Annotated in this window: 15 protein-coding genes; 5 read left to right on the top strand and 10 right to left on the bottom strand. The window is 70.3% G+C overall.

Annotation, left to right across the window (positions count from 1 at the left end; all coding sequences use genetic code 11):
- Positions 1–51: 51 nt before the first annotated feature.
- From AB4Y80_RS12295 to AB4Y80_RS12255, 9 genes are all read right to left on the bottom strand, one after another.
- A complete protein-coding gene (locus AB4Y80_RS12295) occupies positions 52–1,476 on the bottom strand; it encodes a CoA transferase (RefSeq protein WP_442214475.1) in 1,425 nt (474 codons plus the stop codon).
- 9 nt (positions 1,477–1,485) lie between these two features.
- Positions 1,486–2,442 carry a DMT family transporter gene (locus AB4Y80_RS12290; RefSeq protein ID WP_442214473.1) on the bottom strand — a complete coding sequence of 319 codons (957 nt, stop codon included), beginning with the start codon at positions 2,440–2,442 and terminating at the stop codon, positions 1,486–1,488.
- A 114-nt stretch (positions 2,443–2,556) separates the two neighbouring features.
- Positions 2,557–3,399, bottom strand: coding sequence for an inositol monophosphatase family protein (locus AB4Y80_RS12285; RefSeq protein ID WP_442214472.1), 843 nt, complete (start codon positions 3,397–3,399; stop codon positions 2,557–2,559).
- A complete protein-coding gene (gene ligA / locus AB4Y80_RS12280; protein WP_442214471.1) occupies positions 3,396–5,726 on the bottom strand; it encodes an NAD-dependent DNA ligase LigA in 2,331 nt (776 codons plus the stop codon). Before ligA ends, AB4Y80_RS12285 begins: the two co-directional genes overlap by 4 nt.
- 41 nt (positions 5,727–5,767) lie before the next feature.
- Positions 5,768–7,378 (bottom strand): FHA domain-containing protein, encoded by a 1,611-nt coding sequence (locus AB4Y80_RS12275; RefSeq protein WP_442214469.1) that lies wholly within the window; start codon positions 7,376–7,378, stop codon positions 5,768–5,770.
- Entirely contained in the window at positions 7,371–8,201 is an 831-nt protein-coding gene (locus tag AB4Y80_RS12270) for a PP2C family protein-serine/threonine phosphatase (protein ID WP_442214468.1), read from the bottom strand. Before AB4Y80_RS12270 ends, AB4Y80_RS12275 begins: the two co-directional genes overlap by 8 nt.
- A 178-nt stretch (positions 8,202–8,379) precedes the next feature.
- The gene (locus AB4Y80_RS12265) at positions 8,380–9,459 is read right to left on the bottom strand and encodes an adenylate/guanylate cyclase domain-containing protein (RefSeq protein ID WP_442214466.1); all 1,080 of its coding nucleotides are present in this window, start codon (positions 9,457–9,459) and stop codon (positions 8,380–8,382) included.
- Positions 9,443–10,042 (bottom strand): PH domain-containing protein, encoded by a 600-nt coding sequence (locus AB4Y80_RS12260; protein WP_442214465.1) that lies wholly within the window; start codon positions 10,040–10,042, stop codon positions 9,443–9,445. Before AB4Y80_RS12260 ends, AB4Y80_RS12265 begins: the two co-directional genes overlap by 17 nt.
- The gene (locus AB4Y80_RS12255; protein WP_442214464.1) at positions 10,035–11,042 is read right to left on the bottom strand and encodes a biotin--[acetyl-CoA-carboxylase] ligase; all 1,008 of its coding nucleotides are present in this window, start codon (positions 11,040–11,042) and stop codon (positions 10,035–10,037) included. Before AB4Y80_RS12255 ends, AB4Y80_RS12260 begins: the two co-directional genes overlap by 8 nt.
- Before the next feature lie 268 nt (positions 11,043–11,310).
- Between AB4Y80_RS12255 and AB4Y80_RS12250 the strand changes: the two genes are divergently transcribed.
- From AB4Y80_RS12250 to AB4Y80_RS12240, 3 genes are read left to right on the top strand one after another with little or no spacing between them, the layout of a single operon-like run.
- A complete protein-coding gene (locus AB4Y80_RS12250) occupies positions 11,311–12,894 on the top strand; it encodes an acyl-CoA carboxylase subunit beta (protein WP_442214463.1) in 1,584 nt (527 codons plus the stop codon).
- Positions 12,891–13,127 carry an acyl-CoA carboxylase subunit epsilon gene (locus tag AB4Y80_RS12245; protein ID WP_442214462.1) on the top strand — a complete coding sequence of 79 codons (237 nt, stop codon included), beginning with the start codon at positions 12,891–12,893 and terminating at the stop codon, positions 13,125–13,127. Before AB4Y80_RS12250 ends, AB4Y80_RS12245 begins: the two co-directional genes overlap by 4 nt.
- Before the next feature lie 40 nt (positions 13,128–13,167).
- The gene (locus AB4Y80_RS12240; RefSeq protein ID WP_442214461.1) at positions 13,168–14,865 is read left to right on the top strand and encodes a DUF885 domain-containing protein; all 1,698 of its coding nucleotides are present in this window, start codon (positions 13,168–13,170) and stop codon (positions 14,863–14,865) included.
- 7 nt (positions 14,866–14,872) lie between these two features.
- Here AB4Y80_RS12240 and AB4Y80_RS12235 read toward each other — a convergent pair whose 3' ends face one another.
- Positions 14,873–15,616, bottom strand: coding sequence for a hypothetical protein (locus AB4Y80_RS12235; RefSeq protein ID WP_442214460.1), 744 nt, complete (start codon positions 15,614–15,616; stop codon positions 14,873–14,875).
- A gap of 82 nt (positions 15,617–15,698) precedes the next feature.
- Between AB4Y80_RS12235 and AB4Y80_RS12230 the strand changes: the two genes are divergently transcribed.
- On the top strand, positions 15,699–16,178 hold the full coding sequence (locus AB4Y80_RS12230; RefSeq protein WP_442214459.1) for a MarR family winged helix-turn-helix transcriptional regulator: 480 nt from the start codon (positions 15,699–15,701) through the stop codon (positions 16,176–16,178).
- Positions 16,179–16,264: 86 nt separating this feature from the next.
- Positions 16,265–16,648 carry a YbjQ family protein gene (locus AB4Y80_RS12225; protein ID WP_442214457.1) on the top strand — a complete coding sequence of 128 codons (384 nt, stop codon included), beginning with the start codon at positions 16,265–16,267 and terminating at the stop codon, positions 16,646–16,648.
- Positions 16,649–16,660 lie beyond the last annotated feature (12 nt).

Raw genomic sequence — 16,660 nt, 5'->3', positions numbered from 1 at the left:
TTGCTCGCAAACTCGCGTGATCCGACGCGCCACCGCCGGTGTTCCGCCGCGTCAGCCGCCCGCCGGCCAGGCCGGGGCGGCCGATCCGTAGCCGCGGGCCTCCACCGTGGTGCGGGCCGGGACGCCGTCGACCACCAGGGCCGACGGCAGGCGCAGGCCCGGACCCCAGCGGGTGTTTTCGGGCAGGCGGGCAAAGGTGGCGGCGGCGGGCAGCGCATCCGGCTGCCGGCTGGGTCCGGTGCGCAGCAACTCCACGGCGGTGCGCACGAGGGAGAGTTTCGCGGTGCGAACCGTGCCGTCCAGCCGCGCGCGCCATGCGTCGAGGGCGGCCGCGGCGACGAGGTAGCCCGTGGCGTGGTCCAGGGCCTGGACCGGCAGCGGGAACGGTTTGTCCTTGTCGAAGTGGTTCATCCCGGCGTCCGCCAGGCCGCAGCTCATCTGCACCAGCGAGTCAAAGCCGCGCCGGCCCGCCCACGGCCCGCTCCAGCCGTACGCGTCCAGGGCAATGTTGACCAGTCCGGGGTGCCGGCCGGCGAGGTGCGCATCGGAGAGCCCCAACTTCTCGAGCGCGTCGGGCCGGTAGCCGTGGATCAGGATGTCCGCCCCGGCCATGAGTTCCTGCAACCGACGCAGCCCCTCCGGCGTCCGCAGGTCCAGCCGGGCGCAGCACTTGCCAACCGTCATCTCCGCCTCCAGGGCGGGCTCATTCCAGTCCGGCGGGTCGATCCGCAGCACGGTGGCCCCGTACATGGCCAGGAATCGGGTGGCCACGGGGCCGGCGATCACCCGGGTCAGGTCCAGGACGCGCACCCCGGCCAGCGGCCGCCCCGGGGTGGCCCTCCCCGGCCCGCCGCCGGTGGCGGGCGAACCGGACGGGCCGGGACCGGCGTCGTCCCCCGCCCGCGGGAGGAGAGTTCGAGGGACGGGAGGAACGGTGCGCGGCGCACTCCACGCCACGAGCGGCTCGGCGGCGACGGCGGCGCCCTGGGGATGGGCCAGCCACTGCGGGCGGGAGCGCATCAGCGCCGCGCACCCGTTGGCGGCGACGACGGCAAGTTCAAGGTCCTCCCCGGACCAGCCCGCGACGGCTGCACCCACCCGCGCGCGGTCCGCATCCGGGGCCAGGCCCAGGGCGGCGAGGGCGGCGGCCCGGTGGTGCGGGGCGTTGGTGTGGAGCCGGATCCAGCCGTCGGCGCAGCGGTAGTCCCCGGCAATGGCGTCCCAGACCGGCGGCAAGTCCCAGCCGGTGGGCGTGAAGGACATGCCAAACCAGGCCGAGGCAAGGGCCCGGTCCACGGTCAGCTCGGGGCGGGGCGCGCCCAGCCGGCGGGATAGCTCGGCCACCGCCTGCCCGGCCGCCGCCAGGGAGGCCACCGCCAGCCCGGTGACGTCAAAGGCGGACGGCAGCGTCCCGGCGCCGATGACCCGCACGCCGTCCGGGACGGTGAAGTTCGCGTTGATGACCGTGAGGTTCATGGCAACAGGCTACGCCCTCCGGGGACCGTCACCGCCGGAGGCCGTGACGGTCCCCGGAGGGCGAAGCCACGCTCCGAGGCCGGCCAGCCGGCCCTGGCTGATGGCGATGCCTGCCACCACGATGACGGCGCCCACCGGCTGGTTCCAGGCGACGGGTTCGGCCAGAATGGCGACGCCGAGGCTGACGCCGACGATCGGCGTCAGGTACGTTACGGTGGACGCGTTGGCCGCGCCCCACGCGGCCACCAGGTTGGTGTTCCAGACATAGGCCAGGCCGGTCCCGGCCATGCCGAGGATGAGGATGCTGCCGACAACCCGCGGGGACAGGTGGACGGGAGCCGTGGCGATCCACGGGGCCAGTGCCACCATGATCAGCGCGCCGAGGCCGACCTGCACCGTGGCGAGGGACAACGAGGGCAGGCCCCGGGGCGAGACGAACCGGCGGAGATAGACAAAGCCAATGCCGTAGCAGGCAGTGGCCAGCAGGCAGGCCCCCTGGGCGGCCAGGGTGCCGCCGCCGGTCCCGCGCCAGGGGCCCAGGACCAAGAGGACACCCAGAAAGCCGGAAAACAGGCCAAGCAGGCGGACCTTGGTGGGCCGTTCCTGGGGCAGGGCCACGAGCGCCACGAGCGTGGTCATCAGCGGCGTTGTCGCATTGTAGATGCTGGCCAGACCCGAGCCGATGCTTTGTTCGGCCCAGGAAAACAGCAGGAACGGCGCAACGCACAGCAAAACGGAGACGACGGCCAGGTGGGCCCACACGATGGGGTCGGTGGGCAGCCTTTGCCGGCTCACCAGGGAGATGGCGGCCAGCGCCACGGCCCCCGCACAGAGGCGGCCCAGCACCACCTGGGCCGGTGACAACCCCTCCAGGCCGATGGCGATGAACAAGAAGCTGGCGCCCCAAGCCAGGGCCAGCAGGACAAATTGGGCCAGCGGCCATTTGTTGGTTCCCTGGGTCGACACTCGCATCTCCGTTTCGGTTGCTCACGGCCACCGCCGCATGGGTGGCCCACCGGGTAGACGTTCACCGGCGGCAAAACGTGAGGTTGACGGGTCGGCGGCAGCCCGACCCCAGGATCAGTCCTGCGGCGCGAAGCTTCCTTCCATTCCCGGCACGCAGGCTCCCGTCCACACGGAGAGGACCTCCTCACGGCTGGGCAGTCCGTTCATGGCCGAGCTGAGTTCCGGGCGGTGCACCCAGGCGCCGGCTTCCTGGGCGATCAGCGCGCCGGCGGCAAAGTCGTGCTCAAACAGGCCGAATTCCAGGTACGCATCCACCCCGCCCTCTGCCACCGCGCACAGCTCCAGGGCGGCGGAGCCCAGCCGGCGGAAGTCACCAAAGTGGTCCATCTTCGCATCCAGCGCGGCGATGAGGCGACGCCGGGTGGGCACGTCACTGGTCACCGCGGTCGCGATCAGCGTGCCATGGCGCGGTTGGGTGGGTCCGTGCAATTGGCGCACGGAATGCTGCCCGTCGGCCCGGGTCTCCTCCAGCCAGGCGCCGCCGCCGCGGGTGGCGAAATAGCTGCGCCGCAGGGCCGGTGCGTCAACGACGCCGGCCAGCCAGGCCCCGTCGGGCCCCACCACGGCGACTGAGGTGCAGTGATAGGCGATGTTGCGAATGAAGTTCATGGTGCCGTCGAGCGGGTCGATGCTCCACCGGTAGCCGGACGGCTCGGCGGGCAGGGCCGGGGCCAGCTCTTCGCCGGTGATCACGTCGTGCGGGCGGGCCTCGGCGATGACCGCCCGGACGGCGCGCTCGGCGGCGAGGTCAAAGGCCGTCACCCAGTCGGCGTCGGAGGATTTTTCGGCGGCTCCGAAAGCGGACGGATCCCGCCCGGCCAGCACCGCGGCACCGGCCGCGGCGGCGCGGCGGGCCACCTCAAGCAGGTCATCGGCGGCTATCCCTGCCTGGTTCATGCGTTCTCCTCCACGTCGACGTCCGCTTCCTGCCCCGACTCTACGGCAGAGGCGGCGGCGGGCCCGTGTGCGAGCAGGCGCACGAACCCGTCCTCGTCCAGCACCGTCAGCCCCAGCGACTCGGCCTTGTCCAACTTGGTGCCGGCATTCTCCCCCGCCACCACGAAGGACGTGTTCTTGGACACCGAGCCGGACGCCTTGCCGCCGCGGCTGATGATGGCCTCCTTCGCCTCGTCGCGGCTGAAGGTCGCCAGCGTGCCGGTGACCACGACCGTCAGGCCCTCCAGGGTGCGGGGCATCGACTCATCCACCTCATCGGCCATGCGCACGCCGGCGGCCGCCCACTTCTCCACGATGGCCACGTGCCAGTCCACCGCGAACCACTCGATCAGCGCCCGGGCAATGATGGGCCCGACGCCGTCGACGCCCGCCAATTCCTCTTCCGACGCCGCCCGGATGCCCGCCATGGAGCCGAACGCGGTGGCCAGGGCGCGCGACGCGGTCGGCCCGACGTGGCGGATGCTCAAGGCCACCAGCACCCGCCACAGCGGCTGCGACTTGGCCTTTTGCAGCTCCTCGTAAAGCTTTTCGGTCATCTTGGTGGGCACCGAGGGCTTCCTGGCCGTCGCCTTGGTGTAAAAGTACGGCACCTGTTGGAAGCGCCCGGTGCCGACGCCCTTGGCGCGGACCTCCCGCCACACCACGACCCCGGAGAGGTCCAGGGCGGCGATGTCAAAGACGTCGGCCTCATTGTGCAGCGGTCCCGGCCCGGCCGCCGCAATGATGCCGCCGTTGTCGGCCGGGTCCGGCCCGGGCCCGGTGGTCAGGGCGGCGGCTGCCTCGTAGCCGAGCGCCTCGATGTCGAACCCGCCGCGGCTGGCCAGATGGGCCACCCGCTCGGTAAGCTGCGTCGGACAGGACTGGGCATTGGGGCAGCGGATGTCAATGTCGCCTTCCTTGGCCGGGGCCAGCGGGGTGCCGCAGGACGGGCAGTTGGCGGGCATGACGAATTCGCGCAGCTCCCCCTCCCGGCCCTCGCGCAGGGCCATGACCGGTCCCACGATCTCCGGAATGACGTCCCCGGCCTTGCGCAGCACCACGATGTCGCCAATGAGCACCCCCTTGGCCTTGACCACGTCCTGGTTGTGCAGGGTTGCCATTTCCACGGTGGAACCGGCCACCTTCACCGGTTCCATCACCCCGTAGGGTGTCACCCGGCCGGTGCGTCCGACGTTGACCCGGATGTCCAGCAGTTTCGTGTGGACCTCCTCCGGCGGGTATTTATAGGCCACGGACCAGCGCGGCACGCGGGAGGTGTTGCCCAGCGCCCGCTGGGTGGCGAAGTCATCGACCTTGACCACAATCCCGTCAATTTCATGGATGAGGTCGTGCCGGTGCTCGCCGTAGTGGGCGATGAAGTCCAGGATTTCCTCCAGCGTGGACAGCACCTTGTAGTAGGGGCTGGTCGGCATGCCCCATGACGTCAGCAGCGCGTACGTCTCCGACTGACTGGTGGTGGACAGCCCGGCGCGGGCGCCGATGCCGTGCACGTACATGCTCAGTGGCCGTTTGGCGGTCTCCGCGGGATCCTTTTGGCGCAGTGAGCCGGCCGCCGAGTTCCGCGGGTTCGCGAACGGGGCCTTGCCGGCGGCCACCATCTGCTCGTTGAGGATGATGAAGTCCTTCGAGGCGATGAATACCTCGCCGCGGATTTCCACCTCGGTCGGGAAGCCTGTCCCGTGCAGCCGCTGCGGGATGTCCTTGATGGTGGCCACGTTGTGGGTGATGTCCTCACCCGTGGTGCCGTCCCCGCGGGTCGCCGCCCGGACCAGCACGCCGTCGCGATAGAGGAGGTTCACGGCCAGGCCGTCGATCTTCAACTCGGTCAACCACTGCGGAGCCGTGCCGCGCTGCTTCTCCACCGACGCCTCGGCCCGTTGCACCCATGCCTGGAGCTCCGGGAGGGAGAACACGTCCTCCAGGGAGTACATGCGGCTCAGGTGGTCGACCGCCGCGAAGGCCGTGGAGACCTCCCCGCCCACCTCCTGGGTTGGGGAGTCATTGCTGACCAGTTCGGGGTGGAGCGCCTCCATTTCCTCCAACTCGCCGTAGAGGGCGTCGAATTCGGCGTCGGAGACCAGCGGGGCGTCGTCGGTGTAGTAGGCGGTCCGGTACTTGCGGACCAGCTCCACCAGCTCGGCGTAGCGCTCGCGGGCCGCTTCCGGCGGGATCGGCGGGGCAACGCCGGCGTCCGGCGCACCGGTTTCCCGGGAGAGGGCGGCTTCGGCTGGAGTCTCATGGCTGGTCACGGTTCTATCTTGCCGCATGTCCGCCGGTGTGAGGAGCCCCGGGTCCCGGGGCCCGCCGGCTACAGGATTTCGCCGAAGTGAAGAGTCACCCCGTCGCCGAGGTCGGCCCGGTCATCGGTCTTCAAGACCACCTGTTCCCCGGGGGCCAGCCGGCGCGGGTCCTCCCCGGGGCGGATGAGGACGGTGCCGTTGGTGGCATGGAGGTCGATGAGCAGGACCTGCCAGCCGTCCACGCGAATTTCCGCATGGGAGCGGGAGATGTCCCCGCCGCTGTCCACCTGCACCAGGCGGGGCATTTCCGCGCCCTCCACCCGGTCAACCGACGGCAGCCGGCCAATGATCAGGGTCCGGTCCAGGTCGATCACGCCGCCGTTGGAGATGTGCATGCGGCCAACGCGCGGCCGCACCACCTCAACCAGTTCGCCGGCGACGGCCTCGCCGCAGTGCCAGCAGGTGGGCCGCCCGGGCGGGTTGGCGTGCCCCTGCGGGCACAATTGGGCGACGACGACGGGGCCGGTGGGGGGCGGCGACTGGTCACGCCCCGGCTCCGCCGTTGCGGCGGGCGCGGCCTCGGGCGTTGCGGCGGGCGCGGCCTCGGGCGTTGCGTGGGGCGCCGCGTCGGGCGTTTCGTGGGGCGCCGCGTCGGGCGTTTCGTCGGAGCCGGCGGTCCAGGCTGACACCGTGGGCGGGGTGGGAGGCATTGGCGGTATGTTTCCGGCCGCCGGCGCCCCAATGCCGTGCCCGGCTGCCTCGGGACCCTGGTCGTCGGGCGCAGAGCCGTCCGGCTCCGGGTCCATCCGTTCGAGGTCGTCAGGTTGCCGGTCCTCTGGCTCAGGGACGTCGGTGTCCAAGACGCCGAACTCGCCGCCTGCAACAACCATGCCCTCGGGGGCGAAGTCCCCTGGCTCGACCCTGTCGAACCCGTCGGAGCCGTCCATTTCGAACGCCCCATCATCGGGCGCGTCGACGTCGGCGTCCAGGTCGATGGCGGACTCCGGGTCCAGCTGTGCCCGCCACTCGGCCTCGGCCGCCAACGCAAAACGGGCGTAGGCGTCGTCGTCCGCCGGGTCGCCAATGGCTTCCGGGGATTCGCCGTCGGCCGGCATTTCCGGCTCCGGCAGCGGCTCCGGCAGCGGCGCAAGAGGCTCTGGGCCGGCCGGGACGGGAACGTCCGCGGCGCACGGCGCGGCGACGACGCCCACCTGCGGTCCGGGACGGGTGTAGAGGATCTCGCCGCAGTGGACCACGGCCTCGCCGAGCGGCCAGAAGGTGCCCGGCGCGCCCAGGCCCGCCTCGGCGTCGTCCGGTGCGCCCAGGGCAAGGGCGTAGCCGTCCGGCGGCGGCATGGACTTTTCGCTCCAGGTGGTGACGTTTTGACCGGAGACGACGGTCGTCTCGGCGCCGTCGGCAACCTCCAGTGTCATCTCGCCGCGGAGCACGGCGTGGAGGCGGTCGCCGTGAAGCAGGATGCCGAAGGGCGGCATCTCGGTCAGTTCGGTGGCGAACGCGCGGGTGACCTCGTTCAGGATGCCGTCCATGGCGGGGGCGTCGGCCAAGAAATCCCACAGCGCGGCCACGATGCGGGGGTCGGTGTCCGGACCCAGGACGACGACGGCGCCGGAGCGCACGATTCCCAGCCAGGTGCCGGTGCGGTAGGTGGTGCTATCCATGGTTTTCCTCAAGGCGGAGCGGCACGCCGGCGGTGGCGGTGGCGGTATTTTTGGTGGACTCGGGCGCGTGGTCGGCATCCGGGGTGGTGCCGGCGACGTAAACCACGACCACGGTGACGTTATCGTGTCCGCCGGCCCGCAGGGCCAAGTGGATCAGTGCGTCGGCGGCCTCCTGCGGTTCGTCGGCGGTGGCCAGGATGTGCTGGATCTGCTCATCGCTGACCTCGCCGGTCAAGCCGTCGGAGCAAACCAACAGCCTGTCGCCGGTTTCGATCGGGATTCGCCAGTAGTCGGCCTCGGCATTGCCGCCGGCACCCAGCGCACGGGTCACCACGTGGCGGCGCGGATACACCAGGGCCTCGACCGCGGTGAGGTAGCCGCCGTCCACCAACTCCTGCACCTCGGAGTGGTCCACGGTGACCTGGCCAAACGTGCCGCGGCTCATCAGGTAGGTGCGCGAATCCCCCACATTGAACACCAGCCAGTGCGGGATCCCCTGCTCCTGAACGACGACGGCGCCGGACAAGGTGGTGCCGGCACGGGCGTTGGTGACCTCGCGAATGCGGGCATCGACGTGGCGCAGGGCCGCCTGGATGTCTTCGGCGGTGGCATTTCTGGACCCGGCGGTCAGGACGGGCTGTTGGCGCAGCACGGCCACGCATTCGCTGCTGGCCACTTCCCCGGCCTCGTGGCCGCCCATGCCGTCCGCCACGGCAAAGAGGGGGTCGAGGGCGATGAACGCGTCTTCATTGATTTCGCGGACCAGCCCGCGGTCGGTGCCGGCGCCAACCAACAAGAGCGGTGTGGTGCGCCCGGCGCTCATGCGCGGCCCGCGGCCGAAGGGGCGCGGCGGTGCGTGCCGTTCCCCTCGGATACAGCCACTCGTAAATGGATCATTCCACCATCTTAACGGGAAGCGTTTCCACACTTCCGCCCACGGCCGGCACCAGGGGGTGGTCCCGGCTCCCGCGACGCATGCGCCCGGGCGGCGACGTCGGTCCCTAGTCGACGACGATTCCCACACCGCGGCCGCGTTGGAGCAGGACCGGGGCGATCTCGCCGAAGCCGCGCACCTGTTCGACCGGGAGTTCCGTGAGGATGAAGCGCTCATCGCCGGCCAGGGCGGCGGCGGTCACCGAGTCGATCAACACGGTGCCCGGTTGCGCCAGGGAGGTGAGCCGGGCGGCCAGGTTCACGGTGGGCCCGTAGATGTCGCCCAGCCGGGAGAGCACCCGGCCCCACACCATGGCCACGCGGGCCTCGGGCAGGAACTCGTCGGCGGCCATGGCCTCGGCCAGCGCCAGGGAGATCTGCGCCCCCGCCACGGGGGTCTCGCAGTTGAACAGCACTTCATCACCAATGGTTTTCACCAGGCGACCACCGCCCACACTGATGATTTCGGCGCAGATGTTTTCAAAGCGCTGCACCAGCTTGGCCAGCGTTTTTTCATTCATTCGCCGCGACAGCGACGTATAGCTGACCAGGTCGGCGAAACCCACGGCACGGGCCAGCGGCAGGGGCGCGTCGTCCTCGTCCCCCTCCCGGCCCAGCTGGCTGGCGGCCAGTCCCTCTTCGGCCCRGACGGCCAGGCGCTGGATGCCGGCGTTGAGCTGGCGGCGGTACAAATAGATCAACAGCTTTTCCAGCGGCGCAATGAGATTGGGCAGTTCGGACACGACGGCGCGGCGGGCCTCGGCGTCGCTGACGTCGTGCTCGGCGACCAGGTCCTCCACGAGCGCCTCAATCTGCCACACGGCCATGCGGTCGGTCATCTGGCCGATCGAGCGGGTGACGGAGATGGCGGTCTCCTCCGTCAACAGGCCCTCCCGGACCATGGTGACCACAATGTCCAGCGCCGCCAGGTCGCGCGGGGTGAATGCGACGTCGTCGTCGCCGAGATTGGGGAAGCCCATGGCGCGCCAGATTTTGCGTGCGGACAGCAAAGAGACGCCTGCGCCGGCGGCAACGTCACGCCGTTTAAGGGTGCGTTCGCCGCCCAACAGCTGTGCTTCCAGGGCTTTTGTCTGGCTTCGGGTGGCAGGGGACAGCAACGGCTCGGGTGGATCAGTGGTCTCTTCCAAGCTTGCGCAGCTCCTTTCCGGTCATGCCAACCCCATCAGCGTAGTACGCATCCATCACCGGATGCTGATAGGAGGCCCGAAACAGTTCGGTCCAGGCCTCGTGGGTGAAGTTCACGAATTGTTGGATTTCGGGGACGTCGGGGATGGTGCGGATGCCGTCGGGGCCCATGTCGAAGTCCAGCTCGCCCGCCCGGACGGGCCGCTGGCGCATCTTTTGCCGAAATCCCACATGGTGCACCCGGGCAAAGACGTAGTTCTGCTGGCGCCGGCGCAACAGTCCCTGGCGCACCACCATGCGTTGATTGGTCAGCAGGTATTTGGTGCCGGCCCAGCGGACCACCCGCCGAAGCGGATACGCGGCCTCGACCAGCAACACCACCGTCAACAGCAGCACGATGGCCGGCTGCCGGAACGCCTGGCCGGCCGGCGCCCACCGGGCAAACTGCCCCGGCTGCAGCCAGGCGAGGGCGGCCGAGCCCGCTACGACCAGCAGTAGCCCGACCGCGATGGGGAAAACCAGCATGCGCGGGTGCGGCCGGCACCGCACGATCAGCTGCTCGCCGTCGGCCAGCCAGCTACGCATAGCCCACGCCGCTGCCCGGGTTCCCCGCGCCGTCCAGCACCCGGCGCAGGTGCACGACGTCCCCGGCGCTGACGGCGTGCAGCGCCCCGGCGGCGTCGCGGACGTTGAGTCCGCCGTCGGCGCCAAGGCTCTCCGCCGTGCCGAACAATTGGCGTCCGCCGGGCAACTCGGCGCGCACCCGGGCGCCCAGCGTGGTCATGGCCAAGCCGGCCAGCGCGTGCAGGGACAACCCGCTTGAGTGCCCGTCGGACACGGCGCCGGCGAGCGGCCGGCGGGCGTCCCCGCCCACGGCCACAAAGTCCCCGTACAGGCGGCCGAGACGGTTGAGGTATTCCGGCAGCATCACATTGCGGTCCAGCCCGGCAATGTTCGGGAGAGCAGTCTTCGGGCGGGCAGTGTTCGGGCGGCCCGGGTCCGGCCCGCGGCCCGGCAATTCGAGGCGCAGGGACGTTGCCCGGTCCACCGGCAGCTGCGCGCGCGTCTGTCCGATGTTGACGCCGGCGCCGACGACGACGGCAGGTCCGGCTTCGTCCGGGCTTGGGGAGACGACCTGGGCGAGAAGGCCGGCGAGCTTGCGGCCGTCAACCACGACGTCGTTGGGCCACTTGAGCGCGGCCGGCACGCCGGAGACCGCCCGGACCGCCTGGCACAGCGCCACCCCGGCCAGGATGGACAGCCAGCCGTACCCGGTCAGCGCGAAGCGCGGCGCACCGATGCCGGCGGCATGGGCGGGCGGACGCAACAGGACGCTGGAGATCATGGCCGAGCCCGCCGGCGCCTCCCAGACCCGGTCCAGCCGACCCCTGCCCCGGACCTGGGAGTCGGCGATCACCACGCTCAGATCCGGCCAGTCCGCGGGCGACGCTGCGGCGTCGGCGGCCAGGTCGGCGTTGGTGGAGCCGGTCTCGGCCACCACCTTGACGCGGCGAAATTGGCCGCGGGGCCGCATGAGCGCATGGGTCAGGGCACTGTTGTCCAGGGCGGGCAGTGTGTGGCTCATGTGGCCAATCTTATCCGGCGGCACCGACCTTTCTCACGGCACCACCGGGCGCGGCGGCAGTGCACCGCGGGGCGCGGTTGGGAGCGCGCAAATCCCCGGTCCCGGACGCACCGGGCGGTGGGGAACTTCGATTCCCGGCCGACGACTTTGTAGGGTTCCTACACAGGCAGGTGCCGTTTCCGTCATTAGACTGTCAGTAGCGTTAGCCCTTTTGTGCGATTCCTACTTAAGGGATGCAAGTCGTCCACCCAGCGAGCGAAGAGAACCTATGAGCCACGATCTTTCGACAACAGCAGGCAAGATTGCCGATTTCCGAGACCGTCTGGCCCAGGCAGCCGTCCCCTCGGGCGTAGCCGCGGTGGAAAAGCAGCATGCACGGGGCAAGCACACGGCCCGCGAGCGCATCGACCTGCTCGTTGACCCGGACTCCTTCGTGGAATTTGACGCCCTGGCCGTCCACCGCTCCCAGGCGTTTGGCATGGAGAAGAAAAAGCCGCTGGGCGACGGCGTGGTCTCCGGCTACGGCACCGTGGACGGGCGCCTGGTGGCCGTCTTCAGCCAGGATTTCAGCGTGTACGGCGGCTCGCTGAGCCAGGTCAATGGGGAAAAGATCGTCAAGGTCCAGGAGTTCGCGCTGCGCAACGGCTGCCCGGTGGTGGGCATCAACGACGGCGGCGGCGCCCGCATCCAGGAGGGCGTGGCCTCCCTGGCCATGTTCGCCGACATCTTCCGCAACAACGTCCATGCCTCCGGGGTGGTGCCGCAAATCTCCTTGATCATGGGCCCGTGCGCCGGCGGCGCCGCCTACTCGCCGGCCCTGACCGACTATGTGGTGATGGTGGACAAGACCAGCCACATGTTCATCACCGGCCCGGACGTCATCAAGACCGTCACGGGCGAGGACGTGGACATGGAGACCCTCGGCGGGGCCCGCCAGCACAACACCAACACCGGCACCGCCAGCTACCTGGCCACGGACGAGTCCGACGCCATCGACTTTGTCCGCGAACTTTTGGACTTCCTGCCGTCCAACAACCTGGCCGAGGCCCCGGTGGCCGAGCATGAACAGGAGCCGGAGCTCTACGACGCCGACCTCGCCCTGGACACGCTGGTCCCGGACTCGGCCAATCACCCCTACGACATGCGCCGGGTGATCGAGCAGGTGGTGGACGACGGGCACTTCCTGGAGATGCAGTCCCTGTACGCGCCGAACGTGATGATCGGCTACGGCCGCATCGAGGGCCATACCGTGGGGGTCGTGGCGAACCAGCCCATGCAATTTGCCGGCACGCTAGACATTGCGGCCTCCGAGAAGGCCGCCCGGTTCGTGCGCCACTGCGACGCGTTCAACGTCCCGATCATCACGCTCGTGGATGTTCCCGGCTTCCTGCCCGGCAAGGACCAGGAATTCCAGGGCATCATCCGCCGCGGCGCCAAGCTGCTCTACGCGTATGCCGAGGCCACCGTGCCGAAGCTGACCGTCATCACCCGCAAGGCGTACGGCGGAGCCTACATCGTCATGGGCTCCAAGAAGCTCGGCGCCGACCTGAACCTGGCCTGGCCCACCGCCCAGATCGGCGTCATGGGCGCCCAGGGCGCGGTGAACATCCTGTACCGCCGCGACCTGGCCGCCGTGGAGGCCGCGGGCGGCGACGTCGAGGTCCGCCGTGCGGAGATCGTCAAGAACTACGAGGAAGAGCTGCTCAACCCGTACCAGGCCGCCGAGCTGGGCTATGTTGACGCCGTCATCGCCCCCGCCGACACCCGCATCCAGCTCATCAAGGGCCTGCGGGCCCTGCGTGAGAAGCGGGCCAGCCTGCCCGCCAAGAAGCATGGGAACATCCCGCTGTGACGAACGAACCAACGCCGGACCAGCCGGCGGCCGGCGGGACCCCGTGGCTCAGCGTGACCCGCGGCAACCCGACGGCCGAGGAACTGGCGGCCGTGACCGCCGTCGTGCTGGCCATGCAGGGCGGGGCGGAAGCGGCCCCGAAGCGCCCGGCAACGCGGCTGTGGGCGCGGCGGGCGCAGCTGAACCTGCCGCCCAAGCCCGGCGCGGGTGCCTGGCGGCGTGCGCGCGGCTGATTTCCGAAGAGGCGCCGCACACTCGGGATAGGCTCGGGCCATGAGTCTTGATGCAACGCGCCTCAGCCGCGCCGCCACTGCCATTGATGGCGTCGCCGACGCCTACACCGACCGGTTGATCGAACTCGATCCCGGCTTCGCCACGACGCTGGGCCTGCCCGGCCACGAGACCGAGTATGCGGACTACTCCCCCACCGGCCGGGCCGCCCAGGCCGACGCCGCCCGCCACGCCCTCGCCGAGCTGGCCGGGCAAAAGCCGGCGGACGACGTCGACCGCGTCACCGTGCACGCCATGCGGGAGCGCCTCGGCCTGCTGCTGGAGGCGGACGCCACCGGATGGCCGTTGGCCGAGCTGAATAACATCGCCTCGCCCGCACAGGAAATTCGCGCCATTTTTGACCTCATGCCGACGGCCACCCCCACCGACTGGGAGCACATCGCCGGGCGGCTGGCGAACGTTCCCGCCGCGGTCAACGGGTACATCGCGTCGTTGCGTGCGGGCGCCGCCGCCGGCCGGGTGGCCGCGCGCCGTCAGGTGTCGGCGGTCATTGAGCAGTGCGAGCGCCACGCCGCCGCGGACGGGTTCTTCGCCTCCCTGGCGTCGGGCGCCGCCGATTCCGACGCCGGCGCCTCCCTCCCGGCCGAGCTCATCGCGGCGCTGGCGGCCAACGCCGCCGCCGCCCGGGCCGGCTACGGCGGGCTCGTCGCGTTCCTGCGCGAGGAGCTGCTGCCGGCGGCACCGGTGAAGGACGCCGTGGGCCGGGAACGCTACGCCCTGGCCTCGCGGGAATTCCTGGGCTCCGCCGTCGACCTTGAGGAAACGTATGCGTGGGGCGTGGCCGAGCTGGACCGGATCATCGCCGAGCAGCAGGCGGTGGCCGAACAAATCCGCCCGGGCGCCTCGATCGAGGAGGCCAAGGCGCTGCTCAACGCCGATCCCGCGCGCCAGCTGCACGGCACGGCGGCACTGACCGAATGGATGCAGCGGCTCTCCGACGCCGCCGTCGCCGACCTGGCCGGCACGCAGTTCGACATCCCGGAGGCCATGCGCACGCTGGAGTGCAAAATCGCGCCCACCCAGGACGGCGGCATCTACTACACGGGACCATCGGAGGACTTTTCCCGGCCCGGGCGCATGTGGTGGTCGGTGCCCGAGGGCGAGGACACGTTCACCACGTGGGCCGAAACCACCACGGTCTACCACGAGGGCGTGCCGGGACACCACCTGCAGGTCGCGACGGCCACCTACCAGAGCGGGCTGCTGAACAAGTGGCGCCGGAACGCCTGCTGGGTCTCCGGTCACGGGGAAGGCTGGGCGCTGTACGCCGAGCGACTCATGGACCAGCTGGGCTACCTGTCCGATCCGGGCGACAAGATGGGCATGCTGGACGGACAGCGCATGCGGGCCGCGCGCGTGGTCTTTGACATCGGCGTGCACCTGGAACTTCAAGTCCCGCAGCAGTGGGGAACCGGGGTCTGGACGGCGCAGGCCGGTCACGACTTCCTGCGCCAAAACCTGGACATATCCCCCGGCCAGCTGGACTTTGAATTCAACCGGTACCTCGGCTGGCCGGGCCAGGCCCCGTCCTACAAGATCGGCCAGCGCCTCTGGGAGGAAATCCGCGACGCCCGGGCCGCACGGGACGGTGCCGCCTTCTCGCTGCGCGACTTCCACACGCAGGCCCTGAACGTGGGCTCGGTGGGGCTGGACACGCTCAAGGCCGCCCTGCTCGGCTAAGCCCGCGCTAAGCCCGCGCCCGGGCGGCGCCGGGGTCCCTCCCGCCCGGGACCCGGTTGGCCGCGGCCCGGCTCGCCGGCAACACGAAGCCGGCGGCAACCAGCCACAGCATCCCGGCGAATCGCCCGATGGGCAGCAGCACCTGCAACGGTTCCACGGCCAGGGACAGGAAGCTGAGCTCGGACAGGGCCGCGATGACCAGGCCCGTCCATGCCAGCCAGCGCGGAAACAGGCTCAGGATCAGCGCGGGGACGGCCAGGCCCGCCACCAGCAGGCCGAGCCCCACCACGCAGCCGGCGCCGCCGGCGGCGAAGGCCAGGAACGCCAGGGCCCGGGTCAACGGGATGTCCACGGTGACCTCCGGCCGGCTCAACAGCCAGCCCAGCAGGCCCGAGATCATCAGGAACAGGGCCGCCGCCATGCCGCCAAAGAAGCCAATGGCCGGGCCGGGGACCTTCACGCCCAGACGCACCACCCGGGCGTACACGGTGGCCGCGAAGATCCCCAGCGGCACGGCCGCACCAAATTGGAGCATGCCCCCAATCCGCGCGGCGGCGACGTTTTGCTGATAGAACCGCACCACGTCGGCGGCCGGGGCAAACGGGGACACAAAGACCTGGCCGCCGGACAGCAGGCCGGCCAGAAGCAGCGAGAACAGGAAGATGCCCAGGCTGACGGCCGCCAGGAGGCCCGGGTGCGGGCCGCCCGACCGTCGGCTCGGGGGCACGGGCCCGATTGAGGTTGCGGTCACGGCAAGATCATCCTCCTTCATTGATGCTTTCCTAGAATGATTCACTTGTTGAATCATTCTGTCAAGAATGTATTATGAAGACATGGCAATCCAACCCGCCGGAACGCCGCGGCGCACGGCCTTCCTGCTTTCGCAGCTTGGCTCGCTGTCCGCCGCCCGGTTTGCGCAGCGAACCAAGGAGCTTGGCCTGACACCCAGCGATGCCGGCACCCTGCGCCTGCTCGGCCACAGCCCCGGCCTGAGCCAGCGGTCCCTGGCCGACCGGCTCGGGGCCGTCCCGAGCCGGGTGGTGCCGTTGATCGACTCGCTGGAAGCCCGCGGGCTGGTTGCGCGGGCGCGCAGCAGTACGGACCGCCGCAACTACGAGCTGCACCTGACCAACGACGGGCGGGCCATGCTGCGGCGGCTGCGCGCCGTGGCCGTCGACCACGAGGAAGAGCTGCTCGCCGCCCTCACACCCGCCCAGTCCGCCGAACTCGGGCGACTGCTCGCCCTGCTGGCGGACGGCAACCAGGTCGATCGGGAGATTCACCGAGACCCGGGCGGGCCGGTTGCCGATTGACCCCCGCGGGGCGCCCCGGCACAGTAGGATCGTCACCACCACGGTGGCCCGGGCGCCACGTTGCTGGACGAACGAAAGGCACGCACATGATCATCGTGACCACCAACGACCTGCCGGGCTACCGGATTGACGCCGTTTTCGGCGAGGTCATGGGCCTGACCGTCCGCTCCCGGCACCTTGGCGCCCAATTCACGGCCAGCTTCCGCGCCATGGGCGGCGGCGAGCTGCCCGAGATGACCCGGGCCCTGTACGAAAGCCGCCAGGAAGTGGTGGCGCGCATGGTCACCGAGGCCGAACAAAAGGGCGCCAACGCCATCGTGGCCACGCGCTTTGATACCTCCGAAATGGGCCAGACCTGGACCGAGGTCTGCGCGTACGGCACGGCGGTGTTCGCCATCCCGATCCCCGAAGGCCAGCCCGGCGCCACCGGCCAGTCCGCCTACCTCACCAAGCACCCGCCGGTCCCGTAGCGTCCCGGGAAC

Source organism: Specibacter sp. RAF43 (assembly GCF_052114065.1).
In the GTDB taxonomy this organism is placed as follows: domain Bacteria; phylum Actinomycetota; class Actinomycetes; order Actinomycetales; family Micrococcaceae; genus Specibacter.
The sequence above is the reverse complement of the archived record's forward strand: the minus strand, read 5'-3'. Positions and strand labels throughout refer to the sequence as shown.